Below are 15,963 nucleotides of genomic sequence, written 5' to 3' on the forward strand. Positions count from 1 at the left end.
CACGCGGTGCCGGCTCTGGAGTTGAATTGATGGCCATTGAGGGCGGGTACGCTCATTTGAAGTTGCCGTCAGGCGAAACCAGAATGGTTCGGCAGGAATGTGCCGCCACTATTGGCAGCGTTGGCAACCCAGACTACCGCCTCATTCGATGGGGTAAAGCTGGTCGTATGCGATATCGTGGTATTCGACCAACCGTTCGCGGTAAGGCTATGAACCCAGTAGACCACCCACATGGTGGTGGTGAAGGTCATAACCCAATTGGTATGAAGCACCCGAAGACGCCGACCGGTAAACCGGCCATTGGGGTGCGGACTCGAAAGAGCAAGAAGTCTTCACGATTGATTATGACCCGTCGCAATTCACGCGGTCGACGTCGTTAACTAGTTGTAATTTTATGTCACGAAGTCTCAAAAAAGGTCCCTACGTAGATGCTAAGTTGCTCAAAAAAGTGAGCGCCTTAAAAGCGAATGACAAAACAGTAATTAAGACGTGGGCGCGCGCCTGTACTATCACCCCAGAAATGGTTGGCTTTACCATTGGGGTCCATAACGGTAAGCAGCACATCCCGGTTCGTATTGTTGAGAACATGGTTGGTCATAAACTTGGCGAATTTTCACCAACGCGTAAATTCTTGCGTCATGGTGGAAAGATTGCAAAGGATATTGAGCAGAAACCGGCCGCTGCCGCACCTAAGACTAAATAGAATTCTATGGACGTAACCGCTTCAATTCGAAATTTACGCATCGCGCCAAAAAAGGTGCGGCTTATTGCCGACCTGGTGCGAGGTCGTAAGGCATCAGTGGCAGTCACTGAGCTTCGTTTTCGTGCGAAGCGCGCGGCGCAGCCAATGCGAAAACTTATTGAGTCGGCTGTGGCGAATGCCGAGCATAATTTTAAGTTGAAAGGTGATGACTTGGTTATTACGCGAGTTATTGTGGATGAGGCTGTAAAAATGAAACGTTTTTTCCCACGAGCATTTGGTCGGGCCACACCGATTCGAAAGCGGGGGAGTAACGTTACCTTAACCGTAAGCGACTCGGTGAAGGCTGCGCCAGTCGTTGCCAAGAAGCCGCACGTAGCGTCTAAATAATATGGGTCAAAAAGTAAATCCAATTGGTTTCCGTCTCGGTGGTATTTATACCTCAACGTCGCGCTGGTTTGCTGACCGACAGCAGTATCGTGATCGGCTTCGCCAAGATGTTGAGATGCGCCGATACTTAAAAGTACGACTGAAGGATGCCAGCATTTCAAAAGTTGAAGTTGAACGTTCGCAGAATGCTATTACCTTGACCTTGCATACAGCAAAGCCAGGGGTGGTCATTGGTCGCGGCGGTCAGGGTATTGAAGAATTGCAACGCGATTTGAAGCAACGATTCATCAAAGACACCAAAGGCACCTTGCAGTTGAATGTGCAAGAGATTGATCGTCCAAACCTTTCAGCGGCTCTGGCCGTTCAGGCCATCGCCGCTGATATTGAGAAACGAATTCCTTTCCGTCGAGCCATGCGACAGACCTTGATGCGGATAACAAAAGCTGGCGCCGCTGGAGCAAAAATTCAGGTTGGTGGTCGATTGAACGGGTCCGAAATTGCCAGAACTGAGAAGGTTGTTTTCGGCACACTTCCTTTACACACACTGCGCGCACACATTGATTACTCGCGAGGTGTGGCAAACACCACCTACGGCGTCATCGGCATTAAAGTGTGGGTGTATCGTGGCCCTGGTGACCAGTCGGCTGCTGCACCTGCTCGTCGAGCGCCGAGACGAGATCGTCCAACCGCTAACGCCTAACTATGTTGCTTCCAAAGAAGGTAAAACACCGAAAGCACCATAAGGGTCGCAGTCGAAATAAGCTTACCGCTACCACGAAGACCGCGGTTAGTTTCGGCAGTGTCGGGCTCAAAGCCATCACTGGTGGCTGGTTGACCTCTCGACAAATCGAGGCATCACGTCGAGTTATTAGTCGGCACTTGAAGCGAGGCGGTAAAATGTGGATTCGCATTTTTCCAGACAAGCCAATTACCTTCCATGGAAACGAGAACACTATGGGTAGTGGTAAGGGTGCGGTTGATCACTACGTGGCGGTCATTCGACCAGGCACCGTACTCTTTGAGGTGGATGGTGTTGCCGCGGCAGCAGCCAGTGAAGCGCTAGAGAGTGCGTCCCACAAGCTTCCCGTGAAAACGAAAGTCGTTACCCGATAACTATATGAGTATGGAAGTCAAAGATTTGCGAGCAAAATCAGATGCCGAACTTACGGTTGTGCTGGATGAACTGCGCCGGTCATTGCACGAGCTGGCCTTTAAAGCGGCATCGAAGCAATTGAAAAACGTGCACACCATTAGCGGCGTGAAGCGAGATATCGCTCGTGTCCTCACGGTGCTTCGCGAACGAGCACAGGTTAGCGTTTAATATGTCTACTATGAATACAATCCCTACAGAAAAGAAACGCATGATGCGCACCCTGAGTGGTGTGGCCGTTCATGATGCCAAGGATAAGACCGTCAGCGTACGGGTGACGAGAACGCGTATTAATACCAAATACGGCAAACGCTACACGGTCAGTCGTTTGTACCCAGTGCATGATGAAGTCAATCAATCCAAAGCGGGTGATGCAATATCGTTTATCGAGTGCCGACCACTTTCTAAACGGAAGCGATGGCGAATTGCTGCCTCGGCTACTCGTAAGGCATAGACTCCTATGATTCAGCAAAGAACAATGCTTATTCCGGCCGACAACAGCGGCGCCAAAAAGGTGCAGTGCATTAAGGTGCTCGGCGGCTACAAGAAACGCTACGCCCGATTGGGTGACGTTATTACCGCAGCAGTCAAAGAGGCGCAGCCACACAGCGCAGTAAAGAAGGGCGACGTCGTGCACGCGGTCATCGTTCGGACCCACAAAGAAACACGTCGACCAGATGGTTCCTACATTCGTTTTGACGATAATGCGGTCGTGCTTATCGACAGAAAATCGAAAGACCCAAAGGGGACACGTATTTTTGGACCAGTCGCTCGTGAGCTCCGTGGCAAGGGGTACATGAAGATTGTGTCTTTGGCGCCCGAGGTGCTTTAACCATATGGCTATGAAGATTCACAAAGGAGACACCGTCCGCGTTATCGCGGGTAAAGATAAAGGACGTGAAGGTAAGGTGCTTGAAGCCATGCCGAAAGTTAGCCGTGCAGTCGTTGAATCGGTTAACATTCGTAAGAAGCATGTTCGTCCACGAAAAGCTGGCGAGAAGGGGCAAATTATCGAGTCGCCAATTTCAATTAATGCTTCAAATCTTGTGCTCATCTGTCCGAACTGCAAAAAGCCAGTGCGAGTGGCCTCAAAGGTGCTTGCTGACGGCAAGAAGCAACGATGGTGCAGAAAGTGTAATACCGCAATAGCGGCCTAGGTATGTCTACAACAAAGTCAAAAAACGAAATGCCCGCCGCCATCACGAAGGCTCTAACCGCCCAGTTTGGCTATACCAACATTCACCAAGTACCGCGGGTGATGAAGATTGTGGTGCACATTGGTGTGGGGCAAGGTCACTCAGACGCAAAAATTCTGGAGACCGCGGAGCAGACCCTTCGCCGCATTACCGGTCAGCAACCAGTAAAAAGTAAAGCCAAGAAATCAATTTCTAACTTTAAGATTCGCGAAGGAATGGTTATTGGTCTTAAGGTAACCTTGCGCGGGGAGCGGATGCGTGATTTCCTAAAGAAACTTGTTACGGTTGCATTGCCTCGTGTTCGAGACTTCCGAGGATTGCCAAAGCGAATCGTCGACAAGACAGGGAACGCCACTATTGGCTTTAAAGAGCACCTCGTTTTCCCAGAGATTCACCCCGACGAAGTCGAGCGAATTCACGGGTTGGAGGTGACGATTGATACAACTGCCAATACTCGTGAAGAAGGCGTGGCACTCCTCACGGCACTTGGTTTCCCATTTCAGACTGAATAATATGGCAACAAAAGCACAGGTAAACAAGTCAAAGCAATCACTCATAAAGCCGAAGTTTAGCTCGCGCGTTGTGCGGCGTTGTTGGCGGTGTGGGCGAAAGCGTGCCTATATGCGTCGGTTCGATATCTGCCGCATTTGTTTCCGTGAACTTGCGCTGAAAGGCGAAATGCCGGGCGTGATAAAAGCCAGTTGGTAATTTCAATTCTATGACAGATCCAATCGCAGACATGCTTACCAGAATCCGTAACGGATTCATGGTTCACAAAACAGAAGTCATCGTACCGTTCTCGGTATTGAAGGCAGCGCTGGCTAAAATTCTTTTAGCTGAAGGCTATCTCATCTCCGTAGAAAAAGTTGGTAAGGATGCTATTCCACCATCCCCTCGACTTAGTAAGCGGGCGAATCGTCGCGGTCGTTCAGACATTCTTCGACTGGTCTTGAAGTACGACGCTGTTGGACGACCGGCGCTTACCGGTATTGACCGGGTCAGCAAACCATCACGACGGGTGTACGTACAAAAGGGTGAGGTCCCAATGGTTCGTTCTGGCCTTGGTGTAGCTATTGTTTCAACACCAAGTGGTCTCATGACCTCACGTCAGGCACGTACGGCCGGCATCGGCGGAGAACTTATCTGTCGCATCTACTAATATGTCACGTATAGGAAAGCAACCAATCGTAATACCGAACGGCGTTACCGTCACTGTCGACGGCTCGCAGGTTATGGTGAAGGGTCCAAAAGGCTCTCTGTCGTTAAGTACGCATCCATTGGTACATCTGGTGGTTGAAGGGTCTGAGATTTCGGTAACCATCGCAGACAGTGAAGATCGACAGCAGCGTTCTCTCTGGGGCTTAACGCGAACCCTTGTAAACAACATGGTTCTTGGTGTTACCACGGGCTTTAGTAAAAAGCTTGAACTGGTTGGTGTTGGGTATAAGGTTGCGGTTGCTGGACGAAAAGTAAACATGAGTCTTGGTTTTTCTCACCCCGTTGAAATTGATTTGCCGGAAGGTATTACCGCCGAGGCAGAGAAGACAACGCTGACATTGTCCGGAATGGACAAGCAGATGGTTGGAGAGATTGCGGCACAGATTAGACGTCTGCGCAAACCTGAACCGTATAAAGGGAAAGGAATTCGCTACGCTGGCGAAGTTGTCCGTCGCAAAGCTGGAAAGGCTGCTAAGGCATCAACATAAACCATATGCCAAAATTAAAGACATTCAATCTTAAGAGAGAGGCCCTGCGGTTCCGCCGAACACATCGGGTGCGCAGTCGTTTTTCCGGTACGTCTGCCCAACCACGACTCGCTGTATTCCGGAGCCTGAAGCACATTAGCGCGCAAGTCATTGATGACGCACTTGGACGAACGCTTGCTATGGCATCTGACAAGGATGTGGACCAAGCGCTCAAAGGCAAAGAGCGTGCCGCCGCTGTTGGTGCGCTTGTGGCGACGCGAGCAAAAGAGAAGGGTGTGACGGCAATTGTTTTTGATCGTCGACGATATCGCTATCATGGTCGTGTACAGGCACTGGCCGAAGCGGCTCGTGCTGGCGGGCTTACGTTTTAAAAGGAACTGGTATGACTGAAGAAGCAGAAAAAGATATTCCAAAGGACGACGTTGCGGCGCCAGTCGTGGCCCCCGTGGTAGTTTCCGCAGCCAGCGACGTTCGAGCACCAGCTCGCGGCGGCGCTCGACGCGGTGGTGGCCGTGATGCCGCCGGTGGGAATCGCCGACCTCGTCGAGATACAGGGGACCGCGATCAGGAGTTTGATCAAAAGATTATCGATTTGGCTCGGGTAACCCGTGTCATGGCTGGTGGAAAACGAATGCGTTTCCGAGCCTGCGTGGCCATCGGTGACCACAAGGGTCGGGTTGGCGTTGGTCTTGGTAAAGGTGCGGATGTTAGTTTGGCTATAGCCAAAGCTGCGGCGAATGCAAAAAAGGATTTGATAGAGATTCCTTTGTATGAAGATACCTTGCCACACGAGATATACATTAAGTATGGCGCAGCAAAAATACTCCTCAAACCAGCACCACGTGGTACTGGGATTATTGCTGGGGGCGCTGTGCGAAGTGTCCTTGAGTTAGGTGGCGTGCCGAACGTGGCCGCAAAGATGCTTGGTTCGCGAAGCAAACTTAATAACGCTCGTGCTACGATTTTAGCGTTGCGGCAGTTAAAGGTTCGACCACCCGCAAAGAAGAAAGCGATTTAAAATATGTCTATAACACTACACAGTTTAACGGGTCAGCCTCGCCGTTCACGGCGCCGAATTGGTCGTGGAAATGCCTCGGGTCGAGGAACAACTGCGGGCAAAGGTACCAAAGGGCAGCGGGCGCGAACGGGCGGTAGCCGCGGTATTGCTCGACGGGCGATGCAGCAGTACTTCCGTCGCATTCCGAAGCGGGGTGGTTTCACGGTTGATCGTCAGGCCGTGGCTATCGTAAAGCTTGGCGACATGAACACCGCCTTTGCAACTGGTGCAACGGTGACGCCTGCCGTACTCGTGAAAAAAGGTATGGCGCCGAGTGGAGCAATCATTAAGATATTGAATACCGGGGTCATTACCCGTGCGGTCACCGTTAAGGGGTGTCGCGTGTCGGCTACCGCTGCCGCAGCTATAACGGCTGCCGGTGGTACGGTTGTCGCTAAAAAATAAGCCGATGGGTGTAATGAACGTGCTTCGGCAAATTTGGCAGGCGAAAGATTTGCGCCGCAGTCTTATGATTGTGGTGGGAATGCTAGCTATTTTCCGCGTTCTTGCACACATTCCTTTGCCTGGTGTCGATCAAGAGAATTTGCGGGCGCTTTTTGCCGGCAACCAGCTCCTGGGGTTTGTGAACATTTTTTCTGGTGGTGGTCTTGAGAATTTTTCTATCGTTGCTTTGGGTGTTGCGCCGTATATTACCGCCTCCATCATTTTCCAGCTTTTGGCTATGGCGGTGCCGAGTCTTGAAGAGCTTTCCAAAGAGGGTGACTATGGTCGGCAAAAGATTAACCAGTACACACGCTACGCTACGGTTCCATTGGCCGCACTGCAAGGCATTGGTATTATCACCCTACTCCGTCAATCGCCAGCCTTGGGTGTACCGGTGTTGCCGGCTATCATGACCCCATTTGTGTATGGGTCGCTCATCATCACCATGATTGGTGGTTCGATGTTACTCATGTGGATTGGGGAACTCATAACTGAGCGAAAAATAGGTAATGGTATTTCGCTTCTTATCTTTGCTGGTATTGTTTCACAGTTACCATCGACCGTTATCAATACCTGGCAATTGTTACGGAGCCCAGGCGGCGGCATTGATACGGCACAATTAATGCAAATTGGCGTCTTCTTAGCCATTGCCGTAATAACTATTTATGGGGTGGTGTATGTAACGGAAGCGCAGCGGAATGTTCCGGTGTCGTACGCCAAGCGCGTTCGCGGGAGTAGAATGTTTGGCGGCGTTGATACGCATTTACCACTGCGGGTTAACCAAGCTGGCGTTATCCCAATTATTTTTGCCATTTCAATTTTACTATTTCCACCATTAGCCGCCCAGTTTTTTGCTGGTGCCACCACGCCATGGCTCGCAAATATGGCTAATGGCATCACGCGCCTTTTCCAGAATCAAACGTTTTACGCCGCTAGTTATTTTGTGCTTGTTTTCATTTTCACCTACTTCTATACCGCAGTCATTTTTCAGCCAATACAAATTGCGGAGAATCTTCAGAAGCAGGGCGGTTTTATCCCTGGTATTCGTCCCGGACGACCGACGGCTGAGTATCTTGGGTACGTTATAAATAGAATTATTTTTGCGGGAGCTCTCTTCCTTGGAACCATCGCCGTTTTGCCACTGGTGATGCAGCAGACCACCGGTATTACAACGCTCGCGATTGGCGGAACGTCGCTCCTCATCGTTGTTTCGGTGGTGATTGAAACAGTGCAGCAAATCAAAGCGCAGCTTGTCATGCGCGATTACGAAAGCTTTTAGATTGCACGCGCTCTGGTTTACTGCGGAAGTTGCTTGCCTGCGTCGTGCTATACTGCACTGATATGATGACGTCCGGTAGACACCGCTATGTATTATTAGGGCCACAGGGTTCCGGCAAGGGGACGCAGGGTGCGTTGCTCTCTCAAGAAATTGGCGTAGAGCATATTTCAACTGGTATTCTTTTTCGTTCTGCTATTGCTGACCGAACTGCGTTAGGCGTAGAAATTGCGGAAACAATGGCGCGTGGCGATTTGATTTCAGACGAGACGGTCAACAGACTCATCGCCGGCGCTTTTGCGAAGCAGTCGAGTGCTCCGTCGTATATTTTAGATGGGTATCCACGGACGCTTCCGCAATTGGCATATCTTGAGAAGCTAGCCGCACCGCGATTGGCACTGCTGTTTACGCTTACCGATGAAGAAGCGGTGAACCGTTTGGCGGGTCGGTTAGTTTGCACGCAGTGCGAAGCGATTTATCATATTAGTCGTCGGCCGCCGAAGAGTAATGGCGTGTGCGATCAATGTGGAGGGGTAATTGCCGCCAGAAGTGACGATACGCCTGAAGCTATTCGACGGCGCTTGAAGCAGTACCACGACGAAACAGAGCCGTTACTTACTGAGTACGAACGAGCCGGTAAACTCATACGCATTGATGGGCGACCTGACGCAGACACCGTCTACGTTGAGGTTCGACGTGTGCTTGGCCTTTTACAATAGTGTGGCGCGCTACACCTCAGCGGAAATTACAATCATTCGTGAGTGCGGCCGCTTGCTTGCACAAATTTTACATGAGGTAATAGCGCAGGTGCGGCCAGGTGTTCAGACTGCGGCGCTTGATGCGTTAGCTCGGGAACGTATGCAAGCAGTCGGTGGGGTGCCATCGTTTCTTGGGTATACTGCTGGTGGTTCTGTTCCATTTCCTTCAACGCTCTGTGTGTCTATAAATGGTGAGGTTGTTCATGGCCCTGCGTTACCATCACGAGAACTGCATGACGGCGACATCGTTGGTCTTGATATTGGTATGCGCTACCCAGCCAAGGGGGGATTCTGTACGGATATGGCAATGACCGTTCCCGTTGGACGCGTGAGTGAAGCAGACAGACGATTACTGGAAGTAACGCGTGAGGCATTGCAGCTTGGCGTGGCGGCTGCTTTACCGGGCGCTACTGTTGGCGATATTAGTCGCGCCATTGAGAAGCGGGTGAAAGCAGCTGGGTATGGAATCGTTCGCGAGCTTGTTGGTCATGGCGTTGGTCGTCAGGTCCATGAAGCCCCCGAGGTGCCGAATTTTTTTGTGCGCGGACCAATTGCGGCGACGGTATTGCAACCCGGCCTGGTTATTGCCATTGAACCAATGGTGAATGCTGGCAGTGCTGCTATTCGGACGCTGAAAGACAATTGGACCATCGCAACGCGTGACGGTTCTCGGGCGGCGCATTTCGAGCAAACTATCGTGATTGCTGAGCATGGTCCGGCTGAAATTTTGACCCCTTTCCTGTGACCGTCATTGCTATTGATTTTGGTGAGCGCTGGCTGGGGGTAGCCGTTGGTAGAGATGAGCCTAAAGTTTCAATGCCACTTTTTACCATTGACAGAAACAGTGAGCCTGATGCAGTTGCTCGGTTGCGAGCTGCAGCAGTGAACGAAGGTGCTGATGCAATTGTCATTGGTGCTCCAAACCCATTGCGTGCAGAACCCGGTGTTGCTGCCTCAGCCATAACACAAGCGGTTAGCGTTTTTGCTGCCTCGCTACGTGAGGCAATGCCCTACACTATCGAATTTATGGACGAGCGGTTTACCTCGAACGCGGCTGCAGTGCTTCGTCGAGATTTCCCAACCGCTGATGAGCATGCTTTGGCGGCTATGCTCATCGCTGATAATTATTTGGGTCACCGCGCATGAGCGCGTACTTGCGAACCCGTGCCGTCGTTCTGCGGCATGAGCAACCCAGAAACGCTGATGTTCGAATTCTGTTTCTGTCCGCCGCGCACGGTAAGGTAGATGCGGTTGCCCGTGGATTGCACTTACAAAAAAGTAAGCTGGCGGCGTCGCTGCAACCGTTTACGGTTATCGAAGCGTCATTTGTGCAAGGCCGGCAGCGGCGAATAGTAACTGGTTCGATCCCGGAACGACTGCAGGTGATTATTCGACAAGATCCAGCTCGGGCATTTTCGGCCGGACTCATCGTTCGTTTAGCGGATTTGATGTTGCCGATAGAGCAACCTGATGCTGCTACTTTTGAGCTAACGGTCGATGCGCTCGAGGCGCTTGATCGTCCCAAGGTCTCACCACAAGGTTTAAATATCCTGCCCTATGCCTATGCCTGGAAATTATTCAGTCGGGTAGGGTATTTACCTGATCTTGCTACTTGTCGGGTGTGTGGCCAAGCATTCGCTACGCAATCGTTGTTCCTTGATGCTCGTGGTGGCGGCGTTATACACCAGACGTGCGCAGCCAATGGGTTTATCGCTATGCCGATAAACGCCAGTATTATTCGGGCGCTTCTGCTACTCACGCAAGCGCCATTAGCTGAAGCCGTTCGAGCGCGTATGAGTACATCATTGCAAGACGCGATTATGCTGGTAACGAGAAGTCTCATGGAAGAGCGGTATGACGTGCCTATGCATGGCTCATTTTGGACTACGCTTTCGTTTGTCCGCCAGCCTGTCCACGAGACCTAATTTCTTGTATACTCAGGTCTATGCTGAGAACACATACTGTTGCCGAACTTATTACTTTGCCAGCTGGAACAACCGTAACGGTGGCTGGTTGGGTACATCGTCGACGCGATCATGGCCCCATTCTTTTCGTAGACCTACGCAATCGAACGGATGTTGTTCAAGTCGTTGTTCGGTTGAAAGATTTTAGTGCTGAAGTACAAGAACAAATTAAGGACGGGCTCCGATCAGAATCAGTTGTGGCAATCACTGGTACCGTCACCGCTCGTCGACCAGGAACGGAAAATGCTGAGCTCTTAACGGGTAACATTGAACTTGTCGCAACCACAGTGACGGTCCTCAATCGTTCCGAGACGCCACCATTTGTCATTGACGACCCGGCGCTCGTTGCAGGTGAAGAAGTGCGCTTAACCTATCGGTATCTTGATTTACGTCGTCAGAAGCCGCTTAGCAATATGCTACTTCGCAACAGTGTTATTCAAGCCATGCGACAGTATCTCTTAGAGCGAGATTTTATTGAAATAGAGACACCAGTCTTAAGCAAATCAACGCCAGAAGGAGCGCGAGATTATTTGGTGCCAGACCGTCGTCGGCCGGGTCAATTTTACGCCCTACCACAGTCGCCACAGCAGTATAAGCAGCTCTTGATGGTGGCCGGTCTGGAACGCTATTTCCAAATAGTGCGTTGTTTCCGTGATGAAGATACGCGAGGCGATAGGCAGCCAGAATTCACGCAATTAGATATTGAGATGAGTTTTGTTGAGCAGGAAGACTTGTTGCAGCTCATTGAGGCGCTCTACATTCATTTGGTAAAAACGTGCACACCAGAAAAAAAGATTCAAGAAATTCCGTTTCCTCGGCTCACCTACAAAGAGGCCATGGAAAAATATGGAAACGACAAACCAGATTTGCGAAAAGATAAAGATGATCCAACTGTTTTGGCGTTCTGTTTTATTCTGGATTTTCCAATGTTTGAACGCAAAGACGATGGAACACTGGGCGCCGTGCATCACCCGTTCACGAAGCCGCGGGTGGCGAACGCCGAAGCATTGCGAGCTGCTGAGCCAACATCCATTCTGGCCGATCAGTACGACTTCGTGTTGAACGGCTATGAGATCGGTGGCGGAAGCATTCGAACGCACGACCCTGAGTTGCTCGCCGCTGTGTTTGAAGTCTTAGGGCATCCACCAGAGGATGTTGAGCGACAGTTTGGGCATCTCCTGCGGGCCTTCCGCTATGGCGTTCCGCCACACGGCGGTATTGCGCCAGGTATAGACCGATTCATAATGCTCTTGGCAAATGAACCAAACATTCGTGAAGTCATCGCGTTTCCAAAAACGGGTGATGGACGAGACCTCATGATGGATGCACCAAGTCTTGTTTCAGATGAACAGATGAAGGAACTGCATCTTTCCGTTCGGAAGTAGGGTTGTTCGTCAGCGTTTTTGATGATGTATTCGGTAACGTTAGAACGGTTTGAAGGACCGTTAGATTTGCTTTTGAAGCTCATCGAGAAAGAAGAGCTACTCGTTACCGATATCTCGCTCGCCAAAGTTACTGAGCAGTATTTAGCCTACATTGATAACACGCCGACGCTGCGGGCTGATGATCTGGCCGATTTTTTGGTAATTGCCGCACGACTACTGCTCATTAAATCTCGTGTACTTTTGCCACACCTTTTCATGGCTGATGAAGAGGCCGTGACTGATACGCTAACAGAAGAGCTAGCGCGGTATCGACTGTATGTCTCCGCCGGGACCTTGTTGTATCGACAGTATCGGGCGAACCAAGTCTGCTTTGTGCGTGAGCGCATGGCCAGAGTGACTGTGGCGAGCTTCAGCCCCGCGTCTAACGCTGGTTTAGAGTACCTGGAGCAAGCATACGTAGGGATTCTCGCCGAAATTGGTAGGTTGGTGCGTCCGAAGCCGGAGCTCATAACACGAACAATCAGTCTTCAAGAGCGGATTACCGTATTGCGTACGCTGTTTTCAAACGCAAATAGTGTAGACTTTAGACAGGCGCTGGCGAATACAAAAACAAGAACCGAAGTCATTGTTACCTTTCTGGCCCTTCTCGAATTAGTGAAGCAGCGACACGTTGTCGTTGCACAAGAAGAGGGGACTGATATTATTCGTATAACTCGCTATGACAACAGCACCACTTAAATCACAACTCGAGGCAATATTGTTCGTGGCCACTCGGCCGCTTTCAATTGATAAGTTGGCTGGTATCGTACATGCTGAAGCGGCAGCCGTTGAAACAGCGCTCGGCGAATTGGCGGCAGAGTACGACGAACGGGTGGTGCACGCTGGTGGCGTCCAGCTGCTGCGACACGCTGGTGAAGTGCAGTTGGTCACCAGCAGTGCCGTGAGTGACGTCGTAAGAGAATTTTTAAAAGCGGAAACCACTGGCGAGCTAACGAAGCCGGCCGTGGAAACCTTGTCTATCATTGCCTACCGTGGGCCAGTAACGAAAAGTGATTTAGAAAAAATAAGAGGGGTAAATTGTACGTTGATATTGCGCAACCTCATGATGCGCGGACTAGTTATCGTTGAGGAGGATAAAAAGAAAATGCTGCTCTACTACACAGTGTCGAGTGATTTCATTCGACATTTAGGTTTAACGTCAATTCAGCAACTGCCACAGTACGAAACGCTCCATCGTCCTGAGGTTGTCGATCAGCTTTTAGCTGAGCGGACCGATGAAATACGAACCACTGTCACTGAGTGATTCTCGGGTGGCGCTCGTTGTCGCGCTGGTGGTGCTTGCCGTGCTAGCGAATGCGTTGCTTTTCGTTGGCTCTTTTCCTGGTGTCCGTGTGTCTGCGGCTACAACAGCAACGTTACCAGTACAGCGAGACGTATACCGACCGACTGTGCCGGGAGCGCTACTGTCCGAGGTAACAGCCATGAACGTCTATATGAGTAGTGAAGGGTCGTCACCCTTGCCGCTCATGAAATATCATGCCGATGACCCGGTACCGTTGGCCAGTCTTACAAAGCTCATGACCGCGCTTATTGCCTTGACGTATAATCCGGCCTGGGACGAGTCGGTTACCATTCTGGCAGAAGATAGGCGACCGGGTGCGCGGCAACGCTTGCATCCTGGTGACACGGTTACTGTGGCAGATCTTTGGAAGTTATTACTCATCGCCTCAGACAATGATGCCGCTGCGGCGCTTGCACGAAGCTTGGCTGGGAGCGAGAGCGCGTTTGTTAATGCCATGAACGCTTTGGCGAACTCGTGGTCATTGTCAGCCGTTACGTTTGCTGATGCCAGTGGCCTGAGTGATGGGAATCGAGCATCAGCCCGAGACTTTGCGGTAATTGCTCGCAAGGCTTTTTCGGAAGAGCGCATCGTTACCGCAGCAAGTGTGACCGACAGCACAGTGTTTATCGGTGGTGAAGCTGAACGCATTTTTAATACCGATCAAGTACTGCAAGATAATGCAGAAACAGCCACCTACGGCTGGACGCTCACGGCGGGCAAAACAGGGCACACTGAGGAAGCTGGTTATAACATAGCGCTATTAGCTGGAAATGAAACAGGGGAAGCGGCGCTCATGGTTTTACTTGGCGGAAAAACAGCAACAGATCGTGCCGAGGACGTACTCCGTTTAGTACCCTGGGCACTTACCACGACAAAAAATTTGCCAACTGGTGAACGACACGATGAACGTCTGCTATACTAATTGCTATGAAGATGCCGATAGTTGTCGCCAATTGGAAAATGTATTTGAACGTACCTGAAAGTGTTGCCTTGGCTCAGAAACTGGTGCGGGCACCGCGTCTGCCTGTTACGGTCGTCGTTTGCCCGAGCGCTATAAGTATCTCAGCCGTGGCTGATATTCTGCGGGGTAGCGCTACCAGCCTTGGTGCGCAGTTGGTTAACACAGCGGTACGCGGTGCGCATACGGGGGGTGTATCGGCGGCAGATTATGCTTCTCTTGGTGCCACCTATGCCATTGTTGGCCATTCAGAGGTACGTCGACGAGAGGGAACTGATGTGCATGCTTTGCGTGAGCAGTGCCTAACAGCACTCGCCAATGGCTTGACGCCCATACTATGCATTGGGGAGACGCTGGAGCAGCACAATGAAGCAAGCTCGATACTGCGTGAACAATATACACAAGTAGTTGGTTCAGGACTCCCTGGTTCTTTTTTGGTTGCGTATGAGCCACTATGGGCAATCAGCGCCACGTCCGGCGCGCATCCGCTGTTAATTGAAGACGTTGCCGAGTCTAGTGCACTGCTTCGGTCGTTTATTGATGACGCGGTGCCTGTTTTGTATGGCGGCAGCGTGGACCAAACAAATGCGGCAGGGTTCATCGGCGCACATGGTTTTGATGGTGTACTCGTTGGTGCGGCGAGTACCGAGGCGGTTTCATTTCAAAATATTATTGCTCAAGTAGCTCGTTAAGTATGCTGTACGACGTTTTACCCATCCTCGTTCTCTTCGGTGCTATTGTTGGTTTTGTGATAACGGTTGGCAGACGGTGGTCGGATATACGCTTAATGAAGATTGAACATCTTCCTGAAGTTATTACAGCTACGAAGAAGCGACAGTTATTGCTTCGTGGTTTGCAACGTCGTTTACGCGAGCGAACAGGGCACCTTTGGCAGCGCACTGCGGCGCTTCGCGCTGAAACGGGGGAACGTCTTGGTGACTTCTATGAACGGCTTCTCGAATTAGATCGCCGGTATCGACATGCGAATCCTTCATCCGCCGCAGATGTCTCAACGACCGATATTGCCTCGCTTTTAGCTGTTGCAAAGAACGCCGAACAGACAGGTAACAAAGAAGAAGCGGAACGCACGTACCTCGATATCATTACGCATGACCATCGCAACACGGAAGCCTACCGAGGTCTTGGCCGTATTTACTGGAACGCCGGAAACCGCGAAGAAGCTGCGCAGTCGTTCGAATATGCGCTGCGGCTTGATCCACGTGACGCCGAAACGTATGCATTGCTCGCCGCAGTGAGCGTGGAGCTAGGTGCCTTGGCGCGAGGTTGTAGTGCCTATGAGCAAGCCGTCTCCTTTGAGCCCGATCATGTGCCGTATCGTATTGGTCTCGGTGACACGCTTGTCAGTATGGAAGACTTCCCAAGTGCCATTGCAACATTTGAAGCGGCGGTGGCGTTGGAGCCGTCAAATCCTCGTTGCCTTGACCGACTCATCGATGTTTGTATACTTGGGGGTAATAAGCGGCTTGCGACTAGCACTTTACGGCACTTAGCCACGGTTAATCCTGACAATAATAAGCTTCAGGAGTTCGAGGATCGTATAAAAGCGATGCCTCGAAAACGCCGGACGACTGAGCCGTCGAGCTAGACCAAACAAGCTGTTTTTTACGTCTTTGTAG

27 protein-coding genes are annotated in these 15,963 nt (G+C 51.0%); all 27 read left to right on the plus strand.

The window, feature by feature from the left end:
- On the plus strand, positions 1 to 380 hold a 380-nt coding region (rplB, locus tag WC052_03825; protein ID MFA7286759.1), incomplete at its 5' end, for a 50S ribosomal protein L2.
- A gap of 14 nt (positions 381 to 394) precedes the next feature.
- Complete coding sequence (gene rpsS / locus WC052_03830) at positions 395 to 703, plus strand: 30S ribosomal protein S19 (GenBank protein MFA7286760.1); 309 nt, start codon at positions 395 to 397, stop codon at positions 701 to 703.
- A gap of 6 nt (positions 704 to 709) precedes the next feature.
- Entirely contained in the window at positions 710 to 1,090 is a 381-nt protein-coding gene (gene rplV, locus WC052_03835) for a 50S ribosomal protein L22 (protein ID MFA7286761.1), read from the plus strand.
- Between the two features lies 1 nt (position 1,091).
- Complete coding sequence (gene rpsC / locus WC052_03840) at positions 1,092 to 1,790, plus strand: 30S ribosomal protein S3 (protein MFA7286762.1); 699 nt, start codon at positions 1,092 to 1,094, stop codon at positions 1,788 to 1,790.
- 2 nt (positions 1,791 to 1,792) lie between these two features.
- Entirely contained in the window at positions 1,793 to 2,203 is a 411-nt protein-coding gene (gene rplP / locus WC052_03845; GenBank protein ID MFA7286763.1) for a 50S ribosomal protein L16, read from the plus strand.
- Between the two features lie 10 nt (positions 2,204 to 2,213).
- Positions 2,214 to 2,411: a 50S ribosomal protein L29 gene (gene rpmC / locus WC052_03850; protein ID MFA7286764.1), complete on the plus strand. Its 198-nt coding sequence runs from the start codon at positions 2,214 to 2,216 to the stop codon at positions 2,409 to 2,411.
- A 10-nt stretch (positions 2,412 to 2,421) separates the two neighbouring features.
- A complete protein-coding gene (gene rpsQ / locus WC052_03855; GenBank protein ID MFA7286765.1) occupies positions 2,422 to 2,694 on the plus strand; it encodes a 30S ribosomal protein S17 in 273 nt (90 codons plus the stop codon).
- Between the two features lie 6 nt (positions 2,695 to 2,700).
- Complete coding sequence (rplN, locus tag WC052_03860) at positions 2,701 to 3,072, plus strand: 50S ribosomal protein L14 (protein MFA7286766.1); 372 nt, start codon at positions 2,701 to 2,703, stop codon at positions 3,070 to 3,072.
- A 4-nt stretch (positions 3,073 to 3,076) separates the two neighbouring features.
- Positions 3,077 to 3,397: a 50S ribosomal protein L24 gene (gene rplX, locus WC052_03865; GenBank protein ID MFA7286767.1), complete on the plus strand. Its 321-nt coding sequence runs from the start codon at positions 3,077 to 3,079 to the stop codon at positions 3,395 to 3,397.
- 2 nt (positions 3,398 to 3,399) lie between these two features.
- Positions 3,400 to 3,948, plus strand: coding sequence for a 50S ribosomal protein L5 (gene rplE, locus WC052_03870; protein MFA7286768.1), 549 nt, complete (start codon positions 3,400 to 3,402; stop codon positions 3,946 to 3,948).
- 1 nt (position 3,949) lies between these two features.
- Positions 3,950 to 4,144: a type Z 30S ribosomal protein S14 gene (locus WC052_03875; protein MFA7286769.1), complete on the plus strand. Its 195-nt coding sequence runs from the start codon at positions 3,950 to 3,952 to the stop codon at positions 4,142 to 4,144.
- 10 nt (positions 4,145 to 4,154) lie between these two features.
- A complete protein-coding gene (gene rpsH, locus WC052_03880) occupies positions 4,155 to 4,595 on the plus strand; it encodes a 30S ribosomal protein S8 (protein MFA7286770.1) in 441 nt (146 codons plus the stop codon).
- A 1-nt stretch (position 4,596) separates the two neighbouring features.
- The gene (gene rplF / locus WC052_03885; GenBank protein ID MFA7286771.1) at positions 4,597 to 5,142 is read left to right on the plus strand and encodes a 50S ribosomal protein L6; all 546 of its coding nucleotides are present in this window, start codon (positions 4,597 to 4,599) and stop codon (positions 5,140 to 5,142) included.
- Between the two features lie 5 nt (positions 5,143 to 5,147).
- Entirely contained in the window at positions 5,148 to 5,513 is a 366-nt protein-coding gene (rplR, locus tag WC052_03890) for a 50S ribosomal protein L18 (GenBank protein ID MFA7286772.1), read from the plus strand.
- A gap of 11 nt (positions 5,514 to 5,524) precedes the next feature.
- The gene (rpsE, locus tag WC052_03895; protein ID MFA7286773.1) at positions 5,525 to 6,160 is read left to right on the plus strand and encodes a 30S ribosomal protein S5; all 636 of its coding nucleotides are present in this window, start codon (positions 5,525 to 5,527) and stop codon (positions 6,158 to 6,160) included.
- A gap of 3 nt (positions 6,161 to 6,163) precedes the next feature.
- Positions 6,164 to 6,604 carry a 50S ribosomal protein L15 gene (rplO, locus tag WC052_03900; GenBank protein MFA7286774.1) on the plus strand — a complete coding sequence of 147 codons (441 nt, stop codon included), beginning with the start codon at positions 6,164 to 6,166 and terminating at the stop codon, positions 6,602 to 6,604.
- Between the two features lie 4 nt (positions 6,605 to 6,608).
- Entirely contained in the window at positions 6,609 to 7,922 is a 1,314-nt protein-coding gene (gene secY, locus WC052_03905) for a preprotein translocase subunit SecY (GenBank protein ID MFA7286775.1), read from the plus strand.
- Positions 7,923 to 7,984: 62 nt separating this feature from the next.
- On the plus strand, positions 7,985 to 8,638 hold the full coding sequence (locus WC052_03910; protein ID MFA7286776.1) for a nucleoside monophosphate kinase: 654 nt from the start codon (positions 7,985 to 7,987) through the stop codon (positions 8,636 to 8,638).
- Position 8,639: 1 nt separating this feature from the next.
- Positions 8,640 to 9,422, plus strand: a complete 783-nt coding sequence (gene map / locus WC052_03915; protein ID MFA7286777.1) for a type I methionyl aminopeptidase — start codon at positions 8,640 to 8,642, stop codon at positions 9,420 to 9,422.
- Positions 9,419 to 9,823 (plus strand): RuvX/YqgF family protein, encoded by a 405-nt coding sequence (locus WC052_03920; protein ID MFA7286778.1) that lies wholly within the window; start codon positions 9,419 to 9,421, stop codon positions 9,821 to 9,823. The genes map and WC052_03920 overlap by 4 nt, the downstream gene beginning before the upstream one ends.
- Positions 9,820 to 10,602 carry a DNA repair protein RecO gene (recO, locus tag WC052_03925; GenBank protein MFA7286779.1) on the plus strand — a complete coding sequence of 261 codons (783 nt, stop codon included), beginning with the start codon at positions 9,820 to 9,822 and terminating at the stop codon, positions 10,600 to 10,602. Before WC052_03920 ends, recO begins: the two co-directional genes overlap by 4 nt.
- 20 nt (positions 10,603 to 10,622) lie before the next feature.
- A complete protein-coding gene (gene aspS / locus WC052_03930; protein ID MFA7286780.1) occupies positions 10,623 to 12,026 on the plus strand; it encodes an aspartate--tRNA ligase in 1,404 nt (467 codons plus the stop codon).
- 21 nt (positions 12,027 to 12,047) lie between these two features.
- Complete coding sequence (locus tag WC052_03935; GenBank protein ID MFA7286781.1) at positions 12,048 to 12,764, plus strand: segregation/condensation protein A; 717 nt, start codon at positions 12,048 to 12,050, stop codon at positions 12,762 to 12,764.
- Positions 12,745 to 13,329, plus strand: a complete 585-nt coding sequence (scpB, locus tag WC052_03940) for an SMC-Scp complex subunit ScpB (protein ID MFA7286782.1) — start codon at positions 12,745 to 12,747, stop codon at positions 13,327 to 13,329. Before WC052_03935 ends, scpB begins: the two co-directional genes overlap by 20 nt.
- On the plus strand, positions 13,301 to 14,290 hold the full coding sequence (locus WC052_03945; GenBank protein MFA7286783.1) for a serine hydrolase: 990 nt from the start codon (positions 13,301 to 13,303) through the stop codon (positions 14,288 to 14,290). Before scpB ends, WC052_03945 begins: the two co-directional genes overlap by 29 nt.
- 5 nt (positions 14,291 to 14,295) lie before the next feature.
- Complete coding sequence (locus WC052_03950) at positions 14,296 to 15,018, plus strand: triose-phosphate isomerase (GenBank protein ID MFA7286784.1); 723 nt, start codon at positions 14,296 to 14,298, stop codon at positions 15,016 to 15,018.
- A gap of 2 nt (positions 15,019 to 15,020) precedes the next feature.
- Positions 15,021 to 15,932, plus strand: coding sequence for a tetratricopeptide repeat protein (locus tag WC052_03955; GenBank protein ID MFA7286785.1), 912 nt, complete (start codon positions 15,021 to 15,023; stop codon positions 15,930 to 15,932).
- The last annotated feature ends 31 nt before the right edge of the window (positions 15,933 to 15,963 follow it).

The organism is Patescibacteria group bacterium (assembly GCA_041675205.1).
Lineage (GTDB): Bacteria > Patescibacteriota > Patescibacteriia > GWA2-46-9 > GWA2-46-9 > JBAYUF01.